The following is a 15,465-nucleotide window of genomic DNA, read 5'->3' on the forward strand; positions in this document are numbered from 1 at the left end:
TATGAGTGCTTACACCCAGCCCATCTTACGTTTCGGGCTCATCACCCCTGCCGCCTTCAATATTCTTTTATTGGCAGGTGCCATCGCCGGGGTCATGAAGCTGACTTCGATCCGGACTGAGAAAGAAGAACGTTATCGGGAGCAGACCATGCGGCTGGCTGCCATGAAAAAACTGGAGACCGACATCGCTCCCAAACGCAAAACATTCGACGATCAAAAAGCGATTCTGAAAGCCGATCCTGGGCAGTTGTTTACCCGCATATTGGATGCGATGCTGCCGAAATACAAAGGCATCGAACTTGAGCGCAGTGCCCTGGTGTTTCCATTGGATCAAGGTCGCTTTGGCAGGCAAGTCCTCACCGACGCCTCCCGGGTGAAAAGCAGCTTCCAAGGCGGATTTGGCCCCATGCAGGAAGCCCTGCTGCAAGTGGAGTCTCTGATGCCTCAAGCCATGCTTGAAGAGATGAAAATCAGCCGCAAAGCCGACCTGCTCATCAGCCAGCGTGAGTACCTGGTGCTCGATATGACCCACACCTGCTGGAAAGCCTCGGAGGACAAAAAATGAATCGCTTCTTTCGAATCCTCCTCGTGCTTTTTCTCGTTGGCCTCCCCCATGTGGCCCCTGCTCAGGCCAGCAAAAGCACGACCAAAAGCAAGCCTGCTCCCGTTCGCGGAAGTCTGTTTATTGGCAATGACAAAAGCCCCTGGTTACCCCGCACAACCTTGCTTCCGACCGCTGCCTCGATCGAAACGCGAGCTCAGAAGCTCAGCAGCCGCCAGCGTAATCTCGACGCCTTCGGCCTCTCCACTTTCCCACGCGAAGACGATGCGCCGATCATTGAAGAAGACGTCTATCGCGCCACCCCCAAGATCACCCTCAATCAAGCCTTGCAGACCCTCAAGATCAACGGGGTCAACTTACAGCGTCGCCAGTTCCTCATCGGGGGCCGCCAAGCTGAAGAAGGTGATGTCATTGAACTCTCCTTCAAAAACGAAATTTTCCAGGCCCAAGTCGTGGAAGTCAACGCCACAGAACTGCATTTCCGAGATCTCCAGCGCGATGAAACCGGCGTGCTGAAACACACCATCATCCCTCAGCTCAACATCGAGCCTCTCCAGAAGGTGGTGTCGCAATTCGAAAGCCGGATGACTCCCATGGAACCTTCCACTCCCGACAAGCCATGAGCCCGATCTCCTCACGTTCCCTTTGCCTGCTAGGCCTCGGCCTAAGCTTGGTCCACGGCCATGCTCAAGATGAACCTGCGGCCGCCCCCCCTGCGGTGACGACTCCTCCTGAATCCGTTGAAGTCTCAACACGACTGAGCGGTCTAGCTAGTTTACCAACCCAACCGGAAGAAGGATACTGGATCGACAACGCTCCCATCAATGAGGTGTTTCAGTATCTGGCCCGTAGCTCCGATTTGCAGTATTTTTATAACAATGAGCTGAATAGCCCTCAATACAGCGTCACCGGTCATTTGAAGTTGGATGATCCGCGTCAACAGATGGAAGACCTCGCTCTGGCCAACGGTCTCTTCGTTTACCAGCAACGGTCAACCATCAGCTTGATGACCGAGACACAGCTCGCAAGGCTGCCTGTGGATATCATGAGCTACCAGCTCAAGTACCTTCGGGGCGCCCCCTTGAATCGCAGTGCTGTCGGCAAATCCGATTCAGGCGGGGAATCTGAAGGTGGTGGCGGCGGATCTGGAGGAACCGTCGGCTCTTCAGATTTTGAAAAGTTAAAGGCGATCATCCGGCCCATGCTCACCCCTCAAATCGGTCAAATCGAATTCGAGGAAAAAACCAACACGCTTTTGGTTAGTGATAACTCGATCAAGCTGGAGCGTGTGCGGAAACTTCTCGATGAAATCGACAAGGCCAAACCCCAGATCATGGTCAATGTAAGAGTCCTGCGCATCCGTCGCAATCAGGGACGCCATGTCGGTGTGGATTGGAGTCGCTCTCTGGGGGAAGACGGCACGAGTCTCACTGTCACCCAGAACTTGAACGCCTTGTTCAATCTTCCAAACGTAAGCACGTTGACCAAATCCGGTGATGTGAACAATCCTCTCACCGAAATCGAGCAGACTAACACACCCGGAGCTGGCTTGGTGTTTGGGAGCGTCCAGGTGCAGGCCATTTTGCGAGCCTTGGAAGCGGCGGACCTCGTCACCCAGGAGGCTTGCCCCACCATCATCACAGAGGATAACGAGCAGGGCTTGATCTCCATTGTGGATCGTTTCCCAGTTATCACCTCGGATATCAGCAACACTGCTGCCGGCCAAAACATTACCGATAAAGTCCGTTATAAGATCGACTCCGAAGATCCAAGTGCGACCGAAGAACCGGAAAAGAACCGCGAAATTGGGGTCACCCTGTCTGTCACTCCGACGCTTCTTCCAGATGGCACGGTACGGATGAAGCTGCGCCCTCGAGTGGCTAAAATCGTTGAACTCATCCAAGGCCGCACCAGCAATGTCTTTCCTCGTGTGAGTGAATCCACCGTGGAAGCCATCAGCCGCATCCCTGCCGGGCAATCGTTGTTCTTGGGCGGATTTTACGACTACAGCAACAGCGACGGTAGCAACAAGGTGCCGATCTTGGGCACCATTCCATTGGTCGGAAAGCTGTTCAGCTCTGACACTAAAAAATTGGAACAGGTGAGCCTTGTTTTCGTCATCACTCCCCGTGTTTATGATGCCTCCAGCACAGGCGCTATTTCGGAGACGAATTGGCATGTACGGGAGTATTCGGGCATGCAGCCCGAAGACATTGGAGATGCCTCACTTCTTCTGCCCAAAGCAGACTGGCCTAACAGCAGCCCTCATGATAAGAACCCAGTCCGGTCCACACAGACATCCGCCTCACCAGCGGGCTCTAAACCTTCTTGGGTGAAACGGCTCTTCAGCAAAAAGAACACGGAGGTCGAGTGACTACCCCCTCTATCCCAAGTCCCCTTGCGTCCATGACGGAATCACTTACCGGTTTCCCTCTACCTGCCAAAATCGACCGCAGCAGCCTTCGGCCGGTTTTGGAACGCATCGCGCAGACGAGCACCAAGCATCTGCTTGAGGGTGGCTATCTTTCAGATACCGAGTCAGGTCCTATCCTGCCTGCTTATGGTCAAGCATTAGCTTCCTCCTCTCCTCCTGCGGATTTTCTCAGCTTTGTGGCGGAAACGCAGGCTTCCAAGCATTCGGTCACGGTTGAGGGCGAAATCTCTCGCATGCAGAAGTTGCTGCGCTCACGCTTGAATGACCGGGTACATTATTGGAGCTTCGGACCATTACCGGGCCGCGCATCTGCACTGTATGAACATTGCCCGGGATTAAAGGCCGTCTGCTCAACGCTTGGATGCCCTGCCACCTTGGCGGGTGAGACCAGCATCGTGCATGTCGCGTCCATCAATCCCGTAGCCGCACTCGTCGCTTCCTTCTGGATCAGTCACGAGCTCAACCGTGCTGCTGACGGTGATGCACCCTTCGTGTTTTCTTTCCTCACGGATCTGCCGATCTGGCAGACGTTGATGCAAAACCACTTTGACTCATGAACCTCAATCTGGGCATCGAGTTCAACGAAACCATTCAACGGCTGATCATCAGCCAGTTGAGGACCTCCACTTCCACCGATGAGATTCTCTCCGATGAGGCTCTGGTGAGGAAGTGCTCGAAGACACGCATCCTCGGTGCTGTAGGGCGTGCTTCGGGATTACCAGCTTTCCCTCAGATTCGTGAAATGGCGGATGCGGAATTTGTCGGCTATTGTGATCCGGTCGTTCTCTCACGAGGGATGTTTGTTCCTCTGCGCCGTAGCGCCCAGCAGATCTTGCTCGCTGTGGCGAATCCCTGGGACTACCGGGCAGATGACTACTGCGCCAGCCGGTTTCCGGAAGATGATGTTTTAAAAGTCGTTACGCTAGCTTCCGAAGTCTCCTCCATTATCGAAGGCTCCTCCAGTTCATCAGGACCTAGCCGCGCTGAGTTGGAAGCCGTCGAGGTCGAAGAGTTCTCCAACGAATGCCCCGACTTCGATGTGACCCGTCAGTATGACGAGCCTATCGCTCAACTCGTGTCCAGCATGGTGAGTGATGCCATCAAGCAACACGCCTCAGACATCCACATCAAAACAGAGAAGACCAACTTCCAATATTGTTTCCGGGTAGATGGCGATCTCGGTCAGCGCGTGGACATGCCGATCAAGCTGAGAGATCGCGTGGATGCCTTTTTGCTGAATCTCATGCGCCTCGCTCCCGAAGAGCGCAGCAAGCGGCCCGGCATTTCAGGTCGCTTCACAGCCAGCTACTATGGTCGTGCCGTCGGTGTCCGTTATGAGAGGCATCGCACTTATCGAGGTTATCACGTCACCATGCGTCTTTTGGATAAGACGCATCTGGAAGCAAGGCTGGGCATGGGCACGTTAGCCTTCGATGAAGAGACTTTGTTTGAGTTGGATAAGGCCATGGCGGTTCCTTCAGGTATCATCGTGATGTCAGGGCCTACAGGGTCAGGAAAATCCACCACGCTGAATGCCATGCTGCGTGAACTCAATCACCCGGAAGATAACATTCTAACCCTGGAAAACCCCGTGGAAGATGAGATCCCCGGCGTGACCCATTGTGACCTGAGAGATTCGACGGAATTTAAACCCATGATCGCCAGTTTCATGCGGTCCGATCCAGATGTGATTCTGATGGGTGAGGTGCGGGATCGTGAATCAGCAGAGTTGGCTATTGAAGCAGCGATTACGGGCCACAAGGTGCTGACCACCATTCACACGCCGCGCGCTTCTCAGATCATCGAGCGCTTTCAGCAACTTGGGATTGAGCGTTGGAAAATCGCCCAGACGCTCAAGGCCGCCTGCGCTCAACGCTTGGTCAAGCTGCTCTGCACAGCCTGCCGTGAAAAGCGTGACGGCATTGCCGAACGTGACATCCGCCTATTTCATCTAGACCCAGCATGGGCTCAACGGCCCGTCTATGTCCACCGCAAAGAAGGCTGTCCTGAATGCAAAGGACGTGGCTACTCTGGACGTACAGCCATTTTAGAGATTCTCCCCATCAGCCCCCGCATGGGAGACAAACTGGCCAAAGGTGAGATCACCCCCTTTGAGCTCGAGCAAGAGGTGCAGCGGGAATGTGGCCTACCTTCGCTCCGTGATAATGGGTTGAAACTCATGGCCGATGGCAAAACGGACCTCGATGCCCTGAAAAAGGTCTTGGACCTCACTTACGAAACCTAAGCCATGAACGCGTTTCAAGTTACCCTGCGAAACATCAAGCGGCCAGATCAATCCAAGGTCTTGCAACTGGAAGCGCCCAACCGCGAGCAGGCAGCGCTCCTCGCCGCCAAGCCGGGGTTTCGTGTCGCATTGGTCAAGTCTCTGGCGGGAGCTCCCAAAAACGGCACTTCGAAACGAGCCATTCCTCGCAAGGAATTGATCAAATTGTTCCGTGGGTTGGCTTCCATGCTGAAGGCGAATATCAGCACGGCAGATGCCTTGCTTTATTATGCTCAGGGGCTGCCCGATCCAGAACTGCAATCATCGCTGATGAACATCCGAAACCGCCTTGAAGCGGGGCTGCCTGTCCATGTGGCATTTGCTAAAGAGCAAAAATTTGACAGCACCATCATCACCATCGTCGAAGCCGGAGCCGACGCAGGTCAGCTCGGGGAGGCCTTCAGTTCCTTGGCACGACGGATCAAGATTGAGCTGATGTTTGCCAGCAAACTCCGGACCGCTCTGCTGGTGCCCTCGATCATCATTCTCTTCCAAATCGGACTCTTCATTTACTCTCAAGTCCACGTGGTGGCCAAAGTGGAGGAAACCCTGAAAAGCGTTCGTCAAGAGCCCGATCCCATTTCCGTCTTCATCTTTTCTGTCAGTCATGTGGTACAGAAAACATGGCCGTTTTTCGTCATCGCCCTCACCGCGTTTATCGTGGCGATCTTCCGTTCACCGGCTTTCCGCCAAACCTTGCTGATCCTTGGGATGAAGCATTGGCTGCTGTTGCGCAAGCTGGTCATGGGCCTCCGCCAGAGTGCGTATATCGGCACGCTACAGATGCTCTATGCCAATGGCATCAACCTCGCTCGTTCCTCGGCCTTGAGTGCCCGGGTGATGCAAGGTACTCCCTTGTATCCCGACTTCATCAAAGCCTCTCAAGTCTATGAATCCTCAGGGGTCCCCTTTGCCGAAGCTCTCAAACGCAATACCAACTTGGACCCACAGGTGGTGCATATGATTGGCATCGGAGAACGCTCCGCCTCTCTGCCTCAACAGCTCGAATTGCTCCGAGATATTTATGAGGAAGATACAGCCGCCATCATGGCCGACTTCACTCAAGTGATCAATTTCATCACCTTGGCCATGGCCGTGGTGCTCATCGGCTTTGTTTTCACTGGGTCCATGCTGCCGATCTTCCTGATGGGTCCTCGGATGATGCAATCCGGCAACATGTGATGTTTTCCAGCGTCTGACACTCATGAAATCGTTACCACTTACTGTTAGTCTCATCTTGGGTGGCCTTGCTCTCGTTCAGGCAGACCCAGCCCCCAAACTGGTGCCCCGTCCGATTCCTGGGCTAGAGACACTCCAACCTACCCCGGAGCCCAGCGTGAACCCGCAACGCTCAGCTTTTCCGCCTGTCACCACGCCTACACCCGTGATCAAGACTGGCAATCCAGATCAAGCGCGTGTGGTCTTTATCCATCGGCGCTCAACGCTGCCCCCTGAGTTGATCAAGGATCTGCCTGTTCGTGATCAGAAAACCGCGGACTCCTTTCAACTCCAGGTGAAACAAGGGCCGGTCAAAATCATTCCCAAAGAACGGGTCGCTGAGCTGGCAAAAGCCCAAGACTAACCGCCGCTGTATGCACTGCATTCCTCTCCGCCAAGGTCTGTGTTCCCGGTCTCACCGAGCGGGGTTTACCCTCATTGAGATCAGCCTCGTGATTGGGCTTATGATCGGCCTAGCGCTGTTCACAGGCATGAACATCTCTGCCATTCAGGACTGGCAGAAGGGTAAAGATGCCGCGCTTGCTCTAGAGGCAGTGTTTGCTGCCCAGCGGGCCTATATGGCAGATCATCCCACAGCAGACATTGAGGTAGTAACCCGAATCGAATTGGAAGCCTACCTTCCCACCGGCTGGACGACGATGCCAACCGTCCGCTCTCTGGATGACGGCACACTTACCATCGACCATTCCGTCATGCCCCCTCAGTTACTGTCGGGAACGACCGTTTATGATCCTTCCGGCAGCGGAACTGATGGACTTTGGGACATAGGGAAGTGAAAGTACTTTATTCACTGCATGGCTCCCGCCCCCTGTTTACATCTTCAAGAAGGCTCTCGATTCGGTTATCGAGTGGGCTTGCCTTGGAACCGCCGCCCTCACTGTTTAGTGGAGATCCCTGATCCTGTGCAGGCTCATCCCGGTCTGCACCTCCTCGTAGCACCGAACGGTTCCGGGAAAACGACTTTCCTACGCACGCTCGCGGGACTGATCCCGCCTTTAGCCGGGGCCGTCACCCTGCAAGCGCAGGTGCACTACTTCGCCGATGAACTGCGGGCAGATCCCGAAATGAAGCCCCTCACTTTTTTCCGTTCCTGGTTCAAAGGTGATTCACTCGCTAGCGTGGAAAAGCTGGCTAACTCCCTTCGGCTCGATCTCAAATGCCCGATCGGCAAGCTCTCACGGGGCAATCGGCAAAAGGTTTTGTTGATCATGGCAGAAGTCAAAGCCGCGCAGAGTTCCGCCAGTCTGTTGCTGATGGATGAACCTCTCACCGGTTTAGACGCCGAAACCCGCGAGCAAGTCACCCAACTCTGGGCAGAGACTCGCTCCAGCACCGTGCGTCTGGTGGTGATGCATGAACTGGAATGTGTGCGCCAAGCCGACTCCCTTTTCACCATCGTGCGCGGCAAGCTCCGACATGCCACCGAGCGCACAGGCAGCACCTGGATGGACACTTATCACACTCTGCAGCAATCATGAGTTCCCTGAAAAATTGGCCTCTGTTTCGCCTCAGTCTGGCGGCACTCATGGGACGCGGTAGTTGTTGGCTCCTTTTGGTTGGGGCCTTGCTTTTCGTCTGGATCGCCCCCCTGCTGACCCCTTGGGAAGAAAACCCTCAGATTTTACAACCCGCACGGGCCCAAGCGGCATGGGTGTATGCCTGGATCGCCCTCTTCACTTGGTTGCCGTTTCAAGCCTCAGCCCTGGGTCATCGGCTACGCACGGAAGGAATGCTCGAGCATATGCGGGCGGGAGGCACCAGCAAGGTCAGCCAGTGCTTTCAGCTCAGCGCATCCATCTGGATCTGGATGGTGGCCGTGGTGATCCTCGCCTCCTTGGTCTGCCTCACTTTGACCCTGCCTAAACGACCTGAAGAGGCAAAAATGTGGGCGGTCTTGGTGCTCCAATATGGAACTCTCTTCAGCCTTTGTGCCGCGCCGCTGCTCCTACTGGCGGTGGCTCTCGGAACACGCACAGCAGAGGTCATTGCGTTTCTGGTGCCCACCGGACTTTTGTTCATGGGGCTATTCGGTGCCGCTTGGTTAGCGCCTGTCTTGGGAGGCTCCGCCTCCGATGTCTTGAAATCTCTTTGGTTAGCTCTTCCTCACTATCATCTGGCGGATCTCACGCCTCGGTTGGTCTTCAAGATGGGCCCCTTATCCAATGCCGATTTCTCTGTGTCCGCTCTTATCTTAGGCCTGCAAGGCAGCGCTTTAACCATCCTAGGATTATGTCTCTTCCGCACACGTTCCTGAGCTTCCTTCTAGCAGCGGGTTTGTGGTGTGGAGGACATGCGTTAATCCGCTTCAAGCCCCACGGCAAAACGCTTGATACCCCTCCGCTGTTCGCTCTGCCACGCAGTGCTTACGGAAGCCTCATGGCCAGGCTGATCCGAGACTCGCTTTACAGCTACTGGCATGGTGGAGAAAGCGCGGCACCCATGCATCAACCTGCGGCGTCCTCTTCAGCTCCACCCCCGATGCCGGCGCCTGGTCGCTTTGCCCGAAAAGGTCTGCGGCCCCCGCCACCGGTGCAAGCCGCAGAACCAGCCGCTTCTTCATGGGCTGAAGCACAAGTTCAAAAAATAACCGCATTAGAGAAAGCACGCACCAAACGCAACAGTGCCTTTCCTCTCTCAACAGCGCACCAGCGTTATCTGAATGCGGCTGGAGATGTTCGCCTCCGTCTGGCCTATCAGCTTGACCCTGGAGATGCCACTCTCTATGAGGTTTTTCACTACCATTTGGGGTCCCATCTGCCTCCTGAAGCCATCGGCCCAGCTTTGACTGAGCTAGCCCATCAAGCAATGAACTATGGGTTACGTCGCGATGCAGGTCTCTCGGATTGCCTCACAGGCGCGGGAGCTGCCATCAATTTACTCAACGATCAGCTCCGTCCTGAAAATCATAACCGCAATCCTGAGGTCATTGAAAACTCGTGGAAAACTCTTGAGCAATGCCTCAAGCGCTATGGAGATCTCGAAGAAAAAGCCCAAAAGGAAGGCTGGTGGGAGGGCATCCCGCCAATACGCCGCCAAGAGCTGGACGAACATGCCAACCTCCTGAGGCGCATCCGCGACATGATCCAGCGCACTCTCGCAAGGCCGAAGATCCCGAATGCCTCCAACGGCCCTCTCCCTGTGCAAAACTGATGGGATCAACCTGCCAACAGGTTGGCATTGAAGATGTCCTCTGAGATCGCCCCTCCGCGGTAGTGATTCATCAGACACTGATTCCAACGCAAATTCCCTTTGTAGCGAAGAGCATCCTCCAAGGAAGTGGCGCTACCATCATAGGCACGCATGCCCGCTGAAACCGCCTCGTTGGTATTCTGGAGATACTCTGTGACCAGGACACGACCATTGAACCCGGTTAACAAGCCCTGTGACAAAACGAAGGTGAGAGTCTCGCTCAAGCGGTGTAAAATCCCAGATTGTTGCTCCTTGGGGAAGAACTCCAAAATACGGTCGATCGTTTTCACCGCGCCACGAGTATGCAGGGTCGACAAGACAAAGTGACCCGTCTGAGCCGCCTCGATACACGTCTCCATGGTTTCGCGATCTCGGATTTCCCCGATCAAAATGATGTTCGGGGTTTTACGCAGCACCTCTTTCAATCCACTCTGATAGCTCAGTGTGTGCCTGCCCACCTCCTGCTGGGTGACCAACGAAGGCGCAGGAATGAGCACCCCAGGCTGATTGGGATCAGCCATCGTACTGTCGTATCGATACTCGATGGGATCTTCCACGGTGACGATATGTTTTGGAAAGTGACGGCGCACCCAATCTAGAATCGCGGCCAGGGTCGTGGACTTTCCTGAACCCGTGGGGCCGGTAATAAGCCCCAGACCAAATCTGCGCTGCACAAGATCCCTCAAACTATCTGAGATGAGAGGATCGATGCCTAACGTTTCGAGCTGTGAAATCTTGGCTCGCAACCAACGACAGGTAATACCCAAGCCATGTTCACTCAAGTGCACCTGTACACGCATACGGACTGGCGAACCCAAAGCTCCTTCCTCACAGCTAAAATCAATCACCCGGCGGGAGCGCACCAATTCCCACATCCGATCCCCAGTGGCCGACACTGAGTTGTCCGCCCAGATTTCATGGGACTGGCGGGTAAACAGGCCTTCGGCGATTTTTCCCACGGCTTCTGCACTTTGCAGGCCAAAAGATTCAGCGATCTCAAGACCACGGTTCGTGTGGAGATAGATCAGCCCGTCCGTGCGGATTTGTACATCTGAAATTTCTCGGCCAGGGAAGGCCACCGCGAGTTGCCCTAAAATATCAGCAGGAGAAGCAGCAGAACACATGGTATAACAAAAGAGGTTATTATTCTTGAGGAATTTCTTCGATCACCACCAGCCAATTCATGGTGTGAATGGGCGGCAGTTCCGCAGGGCTGCGCAGAGGAGCCAGCTCAGCGGAAATGCTATCCGTGTGCACGGCATCGTCGCTGCCGGACTTCATATCGAGAGGCTGCCACGGTGTGGCGGTTCCGCCCGTCGCCAAACTGCCCAGTTGCCCGCGATGGTCGATGGGGCGATTGAAGCCAGTCGTTCCGACCCGCAGCTCTGAGGCAAAGATCGACAGGGCTGGATAAAAGGTGGCCGCAGCATCCAAACCCGAGCCAACAGGAGCAGAAGCAAGAGATACGGCATTCAAGTCATCTCCCACATACACACGCAGCGGGCCGACCACCGATATCCCTGCCGTGTAATCGCTGAGATCCTTCCCCTTGCGAATGATAACACACATATCTTCAGCTGCGGGAGGATCTGACAAAGCTCGTACTTTGAGAGGATTAAGCGACGTATCGACGCCAAAGTAGAGACTCCGATTCACATCGACAGACGCACCTCCTTGACCCAACAGCCACTGTTTTAAGTGTGCAGGATGAAAGGTCAGACAGGATCGACTGTTATTCGTCAATTCCGTCTGAAACGGCATCTCAGGGCCTCCAGGTTCAAAGTAGGTCGGCCAATTGCTACCTCGGGTCAAATTGACTTCAACGACGCCTCCTGCCGTTCCCTGAAATCGCACTCGGATCGCCGTGGGAGTCTGGTCTTCATAACTCACCATGTCGGTGGCCTCCACCGTGATCTGACATCGTTCAGCCCCCGCCAGATAATCGTCCCAGGCATTCAATGTAACTCCGGCAGCGGCCCGCCTTAAATAGTTGCTGCCCGTCGGAAGCGGAAGAAAAGTCAATCGACCGGAATTGGCGGACAAAGCGACCGGCAAGACATCAGATTCCTGTTCGGCTTGCAAACGCTCGCGCTCTCCCAGTTCATCAAAGTCAGCACCAATCGTAATGCCACCGAGTTGTAGATCGCGAGTCAGGTCGATACCACTCTTCCCCGCCAATCGCTCAGCGCCGAAAGCATCATCGCCATCCACTCGCATCTGGTCGGCATAAACCGAGCCTTGGATGCTGACCGTGGCGGCATTCCACGCCGTTCCATCTTGATGCTGACCGATGGCGGCGAAGGTAGCTGCTTCAATCGGCATTTGGCTGGGCACTTCATACAAGGAGAGGATGTAGTGCCTTGAGATGCTGCTTTCTCGATTGCCATAATTGACGGTGAAAGCCCACCAGTTACGCTTGGCCACAAAAGGTTGTCCGGGCTTGGCATAGCCAAATCTTATGTTCGGATAGGGAATGAGATTGAAGGTCGGATACTTCAATATGTCTGCCAGTAAACCTGCGTCTTGACTGCTGTAGCGTTTCTGGTCGGAGATGATCGGTCGGAGAGCATCTGCCGCTTGCAAGGCAGCGCTGGCTTCCAGGAGAGGAGGCACTTTTCCCGCAAAGGCCGGCTGCGCAAAGAGTGGCGCGAAGGCTGTCGTGCCTGGAGTGACCTCATCAGCGACTCCTTCCAATGAAGTGATCCAACTTTGCACTTCCCCCGCCTCATGATCCCCCACATTAGCACTTCGTTTCCCCGCTAAGCCCAATGCCGCCACCAATTCCGGTGTCATGCGGTCCGATGCGGAAGAGAGGGTCACCGACTCACGAAAAATGTCACGCCAGGCGTAGCTGTCACCTTCGGCAAGGTTAGCTTTCAGACAGGCGATCGCCTTATTGGGGAAAACGACAACCATGGCCCTAAGAAGAGCTTCTTCGCGTTGCTGATAATCCACACGAAGTTGTGTGTCCGAGGCTTGATCTCGGTTCATGAGGGTTTGCTTGAAGAGCATCAGCAGGCTGAAGACCAGCATCATGGACATCGCCGTCACCAAAGGCATGGCGGCGAAACCGAAACGGCGTTGGCGGTGGTGTAGATTCATCGAGCTCCTCCGCAGTAACTGATTTCCTCACCATTCGGACCTGTGAGATTCGCGATTAAAATTCCTTCATCCGCACGGAAAGTCACGTTTCCCACTCCTTGGCAGATCAGCCAAGAAGTTGTCGTACCATCTTCTTGCGGCACGTGAAAGCGTAGGCTCACTCCGGTGGTGCCTACCTCTGTCGCAATGATTCGCTCCTCGACGTCTTGTGTGGCGCCTTTAAAGAAGAGTCGGACCGCACCACCATCTGTTAAAACAGGGGGAGTTCCGCCTCGAGCCGCCTCCAAATCTGTGTAGATGAAATAATGATCCGCCTGTTGAAAAATACGTCCCAGGATGTTGCCAATCTTGGGGGCTTCTTCGGCTAAAAACGATTGTTTTTGAGCCAACCCCATGAAGGTCAGATGCTGCTGCAGCATGGCCACGAGAGTGCTCCCTAGCATCACCATCAAACCAAGCGCCAAGGACATCTCCATCAAGGTAAATCCGGAGAACCGACGGCGAGAAGAAATGGAGGAGAAAGCCTTCATTGGACACGCAGGGTGGAGCGACTCTTCGTGTAACTTTTATCACCGATCTCGTAGATGAGCGCTGAATGCAGGCGCCAAACATCTAGGGTCAGGTCGGCATTCTGCGCCGTTTCAGCGGTGCGGCACCGCTTGAGGACCGCCGTGACGGGGCGACCTCCAGCGAGACGTCCAATCGTCACCGTTTGCTCACTGGCACTGCCTTGATCCGCCAGCTCTGGCCAAGGTGAATTTTCCGCCTCCACTTGGGCAAAGGGCAGTCGATTGGCCAAGGCTGACTCACGGCTCAGATACGCATCGGTAAGAGTCTGCATCACCGTCCATTGATTCCCTGAAATGGCCAGAAGTGATGAACGCATCATCAACAACGCCAAAAAAGTCGTGACCCCCAAGGCCACCGAGAGCTCGATCAGCAGACTGCCCCCACGTTGAGGATGTCTATGCAGAACCTTTTTCATGGCCCGCCCCCCCGTTCTGTCGTGCTGATTTGCCCGCGGGTGCTGATCACGCGGTCCACCTCGAAAGTCACATGATATAACCTCTCCGGCGCGCGATTGAAAAACGGCGTATGAGTGATCACCTCCAGAGTGTAGATGCCGTCCTCAGAGGTATAGTTGGATAGGTCATCCACAGAGATGGAAAAAGTCTGGGGCACATTGGTCGGCTCAACGGCTTGATCGGGGTTGTAGAACCGCCCGAATCTCCGCTCTGTTCCTGCCACCAGCGTTCCCTCGGTGCCCAGCTTTTCTGTTCCTTTGTAAACTTGGAGATAGGTCCTGGAATCTGGGTAGATGTCTTTGAGCGAAACCACCAAGGCTGGAATACGGTCAATGAACACTTGATCGGCTTCGATACTGGAAACTGTGGCGGAAGCCACGGGCCAGACTTCAACTTTTGGCTGCAGCAAGATCGTATCCGGAATCTGGTAGGAAGCATACCGAACGATGGTGAAGGTCTGCTCGCCGTTACCGGAGGAGAGCGTGGGTGACGTCAACTGATGATACAGAGGATTGAAGCTGTATTCACCATTCTCAAGATTCGCGTCCTCCAATAAATAGGCGGGTTGATTGAGTGACGAGTAAGTCTCCGCATCGAAGTTGCGTCCGTTAACCGCGAGATAGACACAGCGCTCAGATGTGTTCGCACTGTCATCGACGAGACCATTCACTTTGATGTCCACGGAAAAGGGTCGATCTGCTCGCGTCCTTTTGACGTAGGTCGATGAATTGGGATCACCTCGCACATAGTCATCTTCCGTGGCGATGGAAATGGTGACTTCAGGATTGTAGGTGCTGATGAACTTCGTATCGAGCAGGTAAATGTTGCTATCCCAGGCGGTGCCTCGCGCAAAGAGTTCATAGAGAGCGCCTCCTTCTCCCACAGGCAATGGGGAGACGTAGGCCCCGCCGCTACCCGTCATCGGAGTATCGTAAACCTGGCCTGTCGTCACATCTGTTTGCCTGACCCAAGCTTCTGGATCCTGGGCACTCAAAGAGGTGACCAAGCATGCCCAGATCCAAAGCATCCATGCCTGCATTTTCATGGCTTGGTTCTCACCTCCTGTTCTGGGGCAGGTTCTAAAACCGTGATCGGTCCGCCTTTATAGACCGCCACTAGCGCACGGGGGTGTTTGGCTACACTGAGGAAAAGCGCTTTCGCAGCTTTCTCGTCTCCACGGCTCATTTCCAGAGAGACTTCTTTAGCTTCCAGCCATGCCGTGTTTTTTTTGAGAAAATTAGGCCAAAAGGTAAATTCACCCGTGGGCTGAGCAACGATATGCGCCCTGTGTTCAGCGGGTAAATGAAGGATGGAACCCACCGGGATGAGCGTGAAATAGTCGCCATCCGTGAGGATAATAGAGCGGCTCCACAAGGTACTCTGAACAGCCGGAGCCTTGCTTGTCAGCGGCTTCGTCTGTGTGGCAAGTTGAGCCTTCAGATTGGGCACTCCAGCCGCATTTAGCCTCAGACGTTCCTCGGATATCACCTCATGAGCTGGAGCTTTCTCTTGAGCAGGAGGCTCGGCTTGCAACACCGCTCCCGAGAGCATCCAACTCAATACCACAAGGCCGCATTTAGCGGTCAAAGCGGTTGTTGCCGTCTTCATAGGAACAAGAAATCTCGCACAC

At 54.6% G+C, this 15,465-nt stretch carries 17 protein-coding genes; 11 read left to right on the forward strand and 6 right to left on the reverse strand.

Features of this window, described 5'->3' with window-relative positions; translation table 11 throughout:
- The first annotated feature begins 1 nt into the window (after position 1).
- The 11 genes from B5D61_RS04460 to B5D61_RS04510 are packed head-to-tail and all read left to right on the forward strand — an operon-like array spanning position 2 to position 9,669.
- Positions 2-565: a hypothetical protein gene (locus B5D61_RS04460; protein ID WP_078812092.1), complete on the forward strand. Its 564-nt coding sequence runs from the start codon at positions 2-4 to the stop codon at positions 563-565.
- A 23-nt stretch (positions 566-588) separates the two neighbouring features.
- Positions 589-1,185: a hypothetical protein gene (locus B5D61_RS04465; protein ID WP_176159221.1), complete on the forward strand. Its 597-nt coding sequence runs from the start codon at positions 589-591 to the stop codon at positions 1,183-1,185.
- Positions 1,182-2,936 (forward strand): type II secretion system protein GspD, encoded by a 1,755-nt coding sequence (locus tag B5D61_RS04470; RefSeq protein WP_078812094.1) that lies wholly within the window; start codon positions 1,182-1,184, stop codon positions 2,934-2,936. Before B5D61_RS04465 ends, B5D61_RS04470 begins: the two co-directional genes overlap by 4 nt.
- Before the next feature lie 32 nt (positions 2,937-2,968).
- Positions 2,969-3,553, forward strand: a complete 585-nt coding sequence (locus B5D61_RS04475) for a hypothetical protein (RefSeq protein WP_078812095.1) — start codon at positions 2,969-2,971, stop codon at positions 3,551-3,553.
- Positions 3,550-5,241, forward strand: coding sequence for a GspE/PulE family protein (locus B5D61_RS04480; RefSeq protein WP_078812096.1), 1,692 nt, complete (start codon positions 3,550-3,552; stop codon positions 5,239-5,241). Before B5D61_RS04475 ends, B5D61_RS04480 begins: the two co-directional genes overlap by 4 nt.
- A gap of 3 nt (positions 5,242-5,244) precedes the next feature.
- Complete coding sequence (locus B5D61_RS04485) at positions 5,245-6,462, forward strand: type II secretion system F family protein (protein ID WP_078812097.1); 1,218 nt, start codon at positions 5,245-5,247, stop codon at positions 6,460-6,462.
- A 22-nt stretch (positions 6,463-6,484) separates the two neighbouring features.
- Entirely contained in the window at positions 6,485-6,862 is a 378-nt protein-coding gene (locus tag B5D61_RS04490; protein ID WP_139373059.1) for a hypothetical protein, read from the forward strand.
- Positions 6,863-6,872: 10 nt separating this feature from the next.
- Entirely contained in the window at positions 6,873-7,295 is a 423-nt protein-coding gene (locus B5D61_RS04495) for a type II secretion system protein (RefSeq protein ID WP_078812099.1), read from the forward strand.
- A gap of 18 nt (positions 7,296-7,313) precedes the next feature.
- Entirely contained in the window at positions 7,314-7,997 is a 684-nt protein-coding gene (locus B5D61_RS04500; RefSeq protein ID WP_078812100.1) for an ABC transporter ATP-binding protein, read from the forward strand.
- A complete protein-coding gene (locus B5D61_RS04505; RefSeq protein WP_078812101.1) occupies positions 7,994-8,773 on the forward strand; it encodes a hypothetical protein in 780 nt (259 codons plus the stop codon). The genes B5D61_RS04500 and B5D61_RS04505 overlap by 4 nt, the downstream gene beginning before the upstream one ends.
- A complete protein-coding gene (locus tag B5D61_RS04510; protein WP_139373060.1) occupies positions 8,749-9,669 on the forward strand; it encodes a hypothetical protein in 921 nt (306 codons plus the stop codon). The genes B5D61_RS04505 and B5D61_RS04510 overlap by 25 nt, the downstream gene beginning before the upstream one ends.
- 5 nt (positions 9,670-9,674) lie before the next feature.
- Here the strand turns inward: B5D61_RS04510 and B5D61_RS04515 are convergent, their stop codons facing one another.
- The 6 genes from B5D61_RS04515 to B5D61_RS04540 are packed head-to-tail and all read right to left on the reverse strand — an operon-like array spanning position 9,675 to position 15,443.
- Positions 9,675-10,832 (reverse strand): type IV pilus twitching motility protein PilT, encoded by a 1,158-nt coding sequence (locus B5D61_RS04515; protein WP_078812103.1) that lies wholly within the window; start codon positions 10,830-10,832, stop codon positions 9,675-9,677.
- A 19-nt stretch (positions 10,833-10,851) separates the two neighbouring features.
- Entirely contained in the window at positions 10,852-12,810 is a 1,959-nt protein-coding gene (locus tag B5D61_RS04520; RefSeq protein WP_078812104.1) for a hypothetical protein, read from the reverse strand.
- Positions 12,807-13,340: a hypothetical protein gene (locus B5D61_RS04525; protein ID WP_078812105.1), complete on the reverse strand. Its 534-nt coding sequence runs from the start codon at positions 13,338-13,340 to the stop codon at positions 12,807-12,809. The genes B5D61_RS04520 and B5D61_RS04525 overlap by 4 nt, the downstream gene beginning before the upstream one ends.
- Complete coding sequence (locus B5D61_RS04530; protein WP_078812106.1) at positions 13,337-13,795, reverse strand: hypothetical protein; 459 nt, start codon at positions 13,793-13,795, stop codon at positions 13,337-13,339. Before B5D61_RS04530 ends, B5D61_RS04525 begins: the two co-directional genes overlap by 4 nt.
- Positions 13,792-14,880 (reverse strand): hypothetical protein, encoded by a 1,089-nt coding sequence (locus tag B5D61_RS04535; protein WP_078812107.1) that lies wholly within the window; start codon positions 14,878-14,880, stop codon positions 13,792-13,794. The genes B5D61_RS04530 and B5D61_RS04535 overlap by 4 nt, the downstream gene beginning before the upstream one ends.
- Complete coding sequence (locus B5D61_RS04540; RefSeq protein WP_078812108.1) at positions 14,877-15,443, reverse strand: hypothetical protein; 567 nt, start codon at positions 15,441-15,443, stop codon at positions 14,877-14,879. Before B5D61_RS04540 ends, B5D61_RS04535 begins: the two co-directional genes overlap by 4 nt.
- Between the last annotated feature and the right edge of the window lie 22 nt (positions 15,444-15,465).

Origin of the sequence: Prosthecobacter debontii (genome assembly GCF_900167535.1) — a bacterium.
GTDB lineage: Bacteria > Verrucomicrobiota > Verrucomicrobiia > Verrucomicrobiales > Verrucomicrobiaceae > Prosthecobacter > Prosthecobacter debontii.

Excerpts from the sequence above, each read along its gene's own strand:
- B5D61_RS04460 (WP_078812092.1), top strand. The coding sequence starts at position 2 with ATGAGTGCTTACACCCAGCCCATCTTACGTTTCGGGCTCATCACCCCT.
- B5D61_RS04470 (WP_078812094.1), top strand. The coding sequence starts at position 1,182 with ATGAGCCCGATCTCCTCACGTTCCCTTTGCCTGCTAGGCCTCGGCCTA.
- B5D61_RS04475 (WP_078812095.1), top strand. The coding sequence starts at position 2,969 with ATGACGGAATCACTTACCGGTTTCCCTCTACCTGCCAAAATCGACCGC.
- B5D61_RS04480 (WP_078812096.1), top strand. The coding sequence starts at position 3,550 with ATGAACCTCAATCTGGGCATCGAGTTCAACGAAACCATTCAACGGCTG.
- B5D61_RS04485 (WP_078812097.1), top strand. The coding sequence starts at position 5,245 with ATGAACGCGTTTCAAGTTACCCTGCGAAACATCAAGCGGCCAGATCAA.
- B5D61_RS04490 (WP_139373059.1), top strand. The coding sequence starts at position 6,485 with ATGAAATCGTTACCACTTACTGTTAGTCTCATCTTGGGTGGCCTTGCT.
- B5D61_RS04495 (WP_078812099.1), top strand. The coding sequence starts at position 6,873 with ATGCACTGCATTCCTCTCCGCCAAGGTCTGTGTTCCCGGTCTCACCGA.
- B5D61_RS04500 (WP_078812100.1), top strand. The coding sequence starts at position 7,314 with ATGGCTCCCGCCCCCTGTTTACATCTTCAAGAAGGCTCTCGATTCGGT.
- B5D61_RS04505 (WP_078812101.1), top strand. The coding sequence starts at position 7,994 with ATGAGTTCCCTGAAAAATTGGCCTCTGTTTCGCCTCAGTCTGGCGGCA.
- B5D61_RS04510 (WP_139373060.1), top strand. The coding sequence starts at position 8,749 with ATGTCTCTTCCGCACACGTTCCTGAGCTTCCTTCTAGCAGCGGGTTTG.
- B5D61_RS04515 (WP_078812103.1), bottom strand. The coding sequence starts at position 10,832 with ATGTGTTCTGCTGCTTCTCCTGCTGATATTTTAGGGCAACTCGCGGTG.
- B5D61_RS04520 (WP_078812104.1), bottom strand. The coding sequence starts at position 12,810 with ATGAATCTACACCACCGCCAACGCCGTTTCGGTTTCGCCGCCATGCCT.
- B5D61_RS04525 (WP_078812105.1), bottom strand. The coding sequence starts at position 13,340 with ATGAAGGCTTTCTCCTCCATTTCTTCTCGCCGTCGGTTCTCCGGATTT.
- B5D61_RS04530 (WP_078812106.1), bottom strand. The coding sequence starts at position 13,795 with ATGAAAAAGGTTCTGCATAGACATCCTCAACGTGGGGGCAGTCTGCTG.
- B5D61_RS04535 (WP_078812107.1), bottom strand. The coding sequence starts at position 14,880 with ATGAAAATGCAGGCATGGATGCTTTGGATCTGGGCATGCTTGGTCACC.
- B5D61_RS04540 (WP_078812108.1), bottom strand. The coding sequence starts at position 15,443 with ATGAAGACGGCAACAACCGCTTTGACCGCTAAATGCGGCCTTGTGGTA.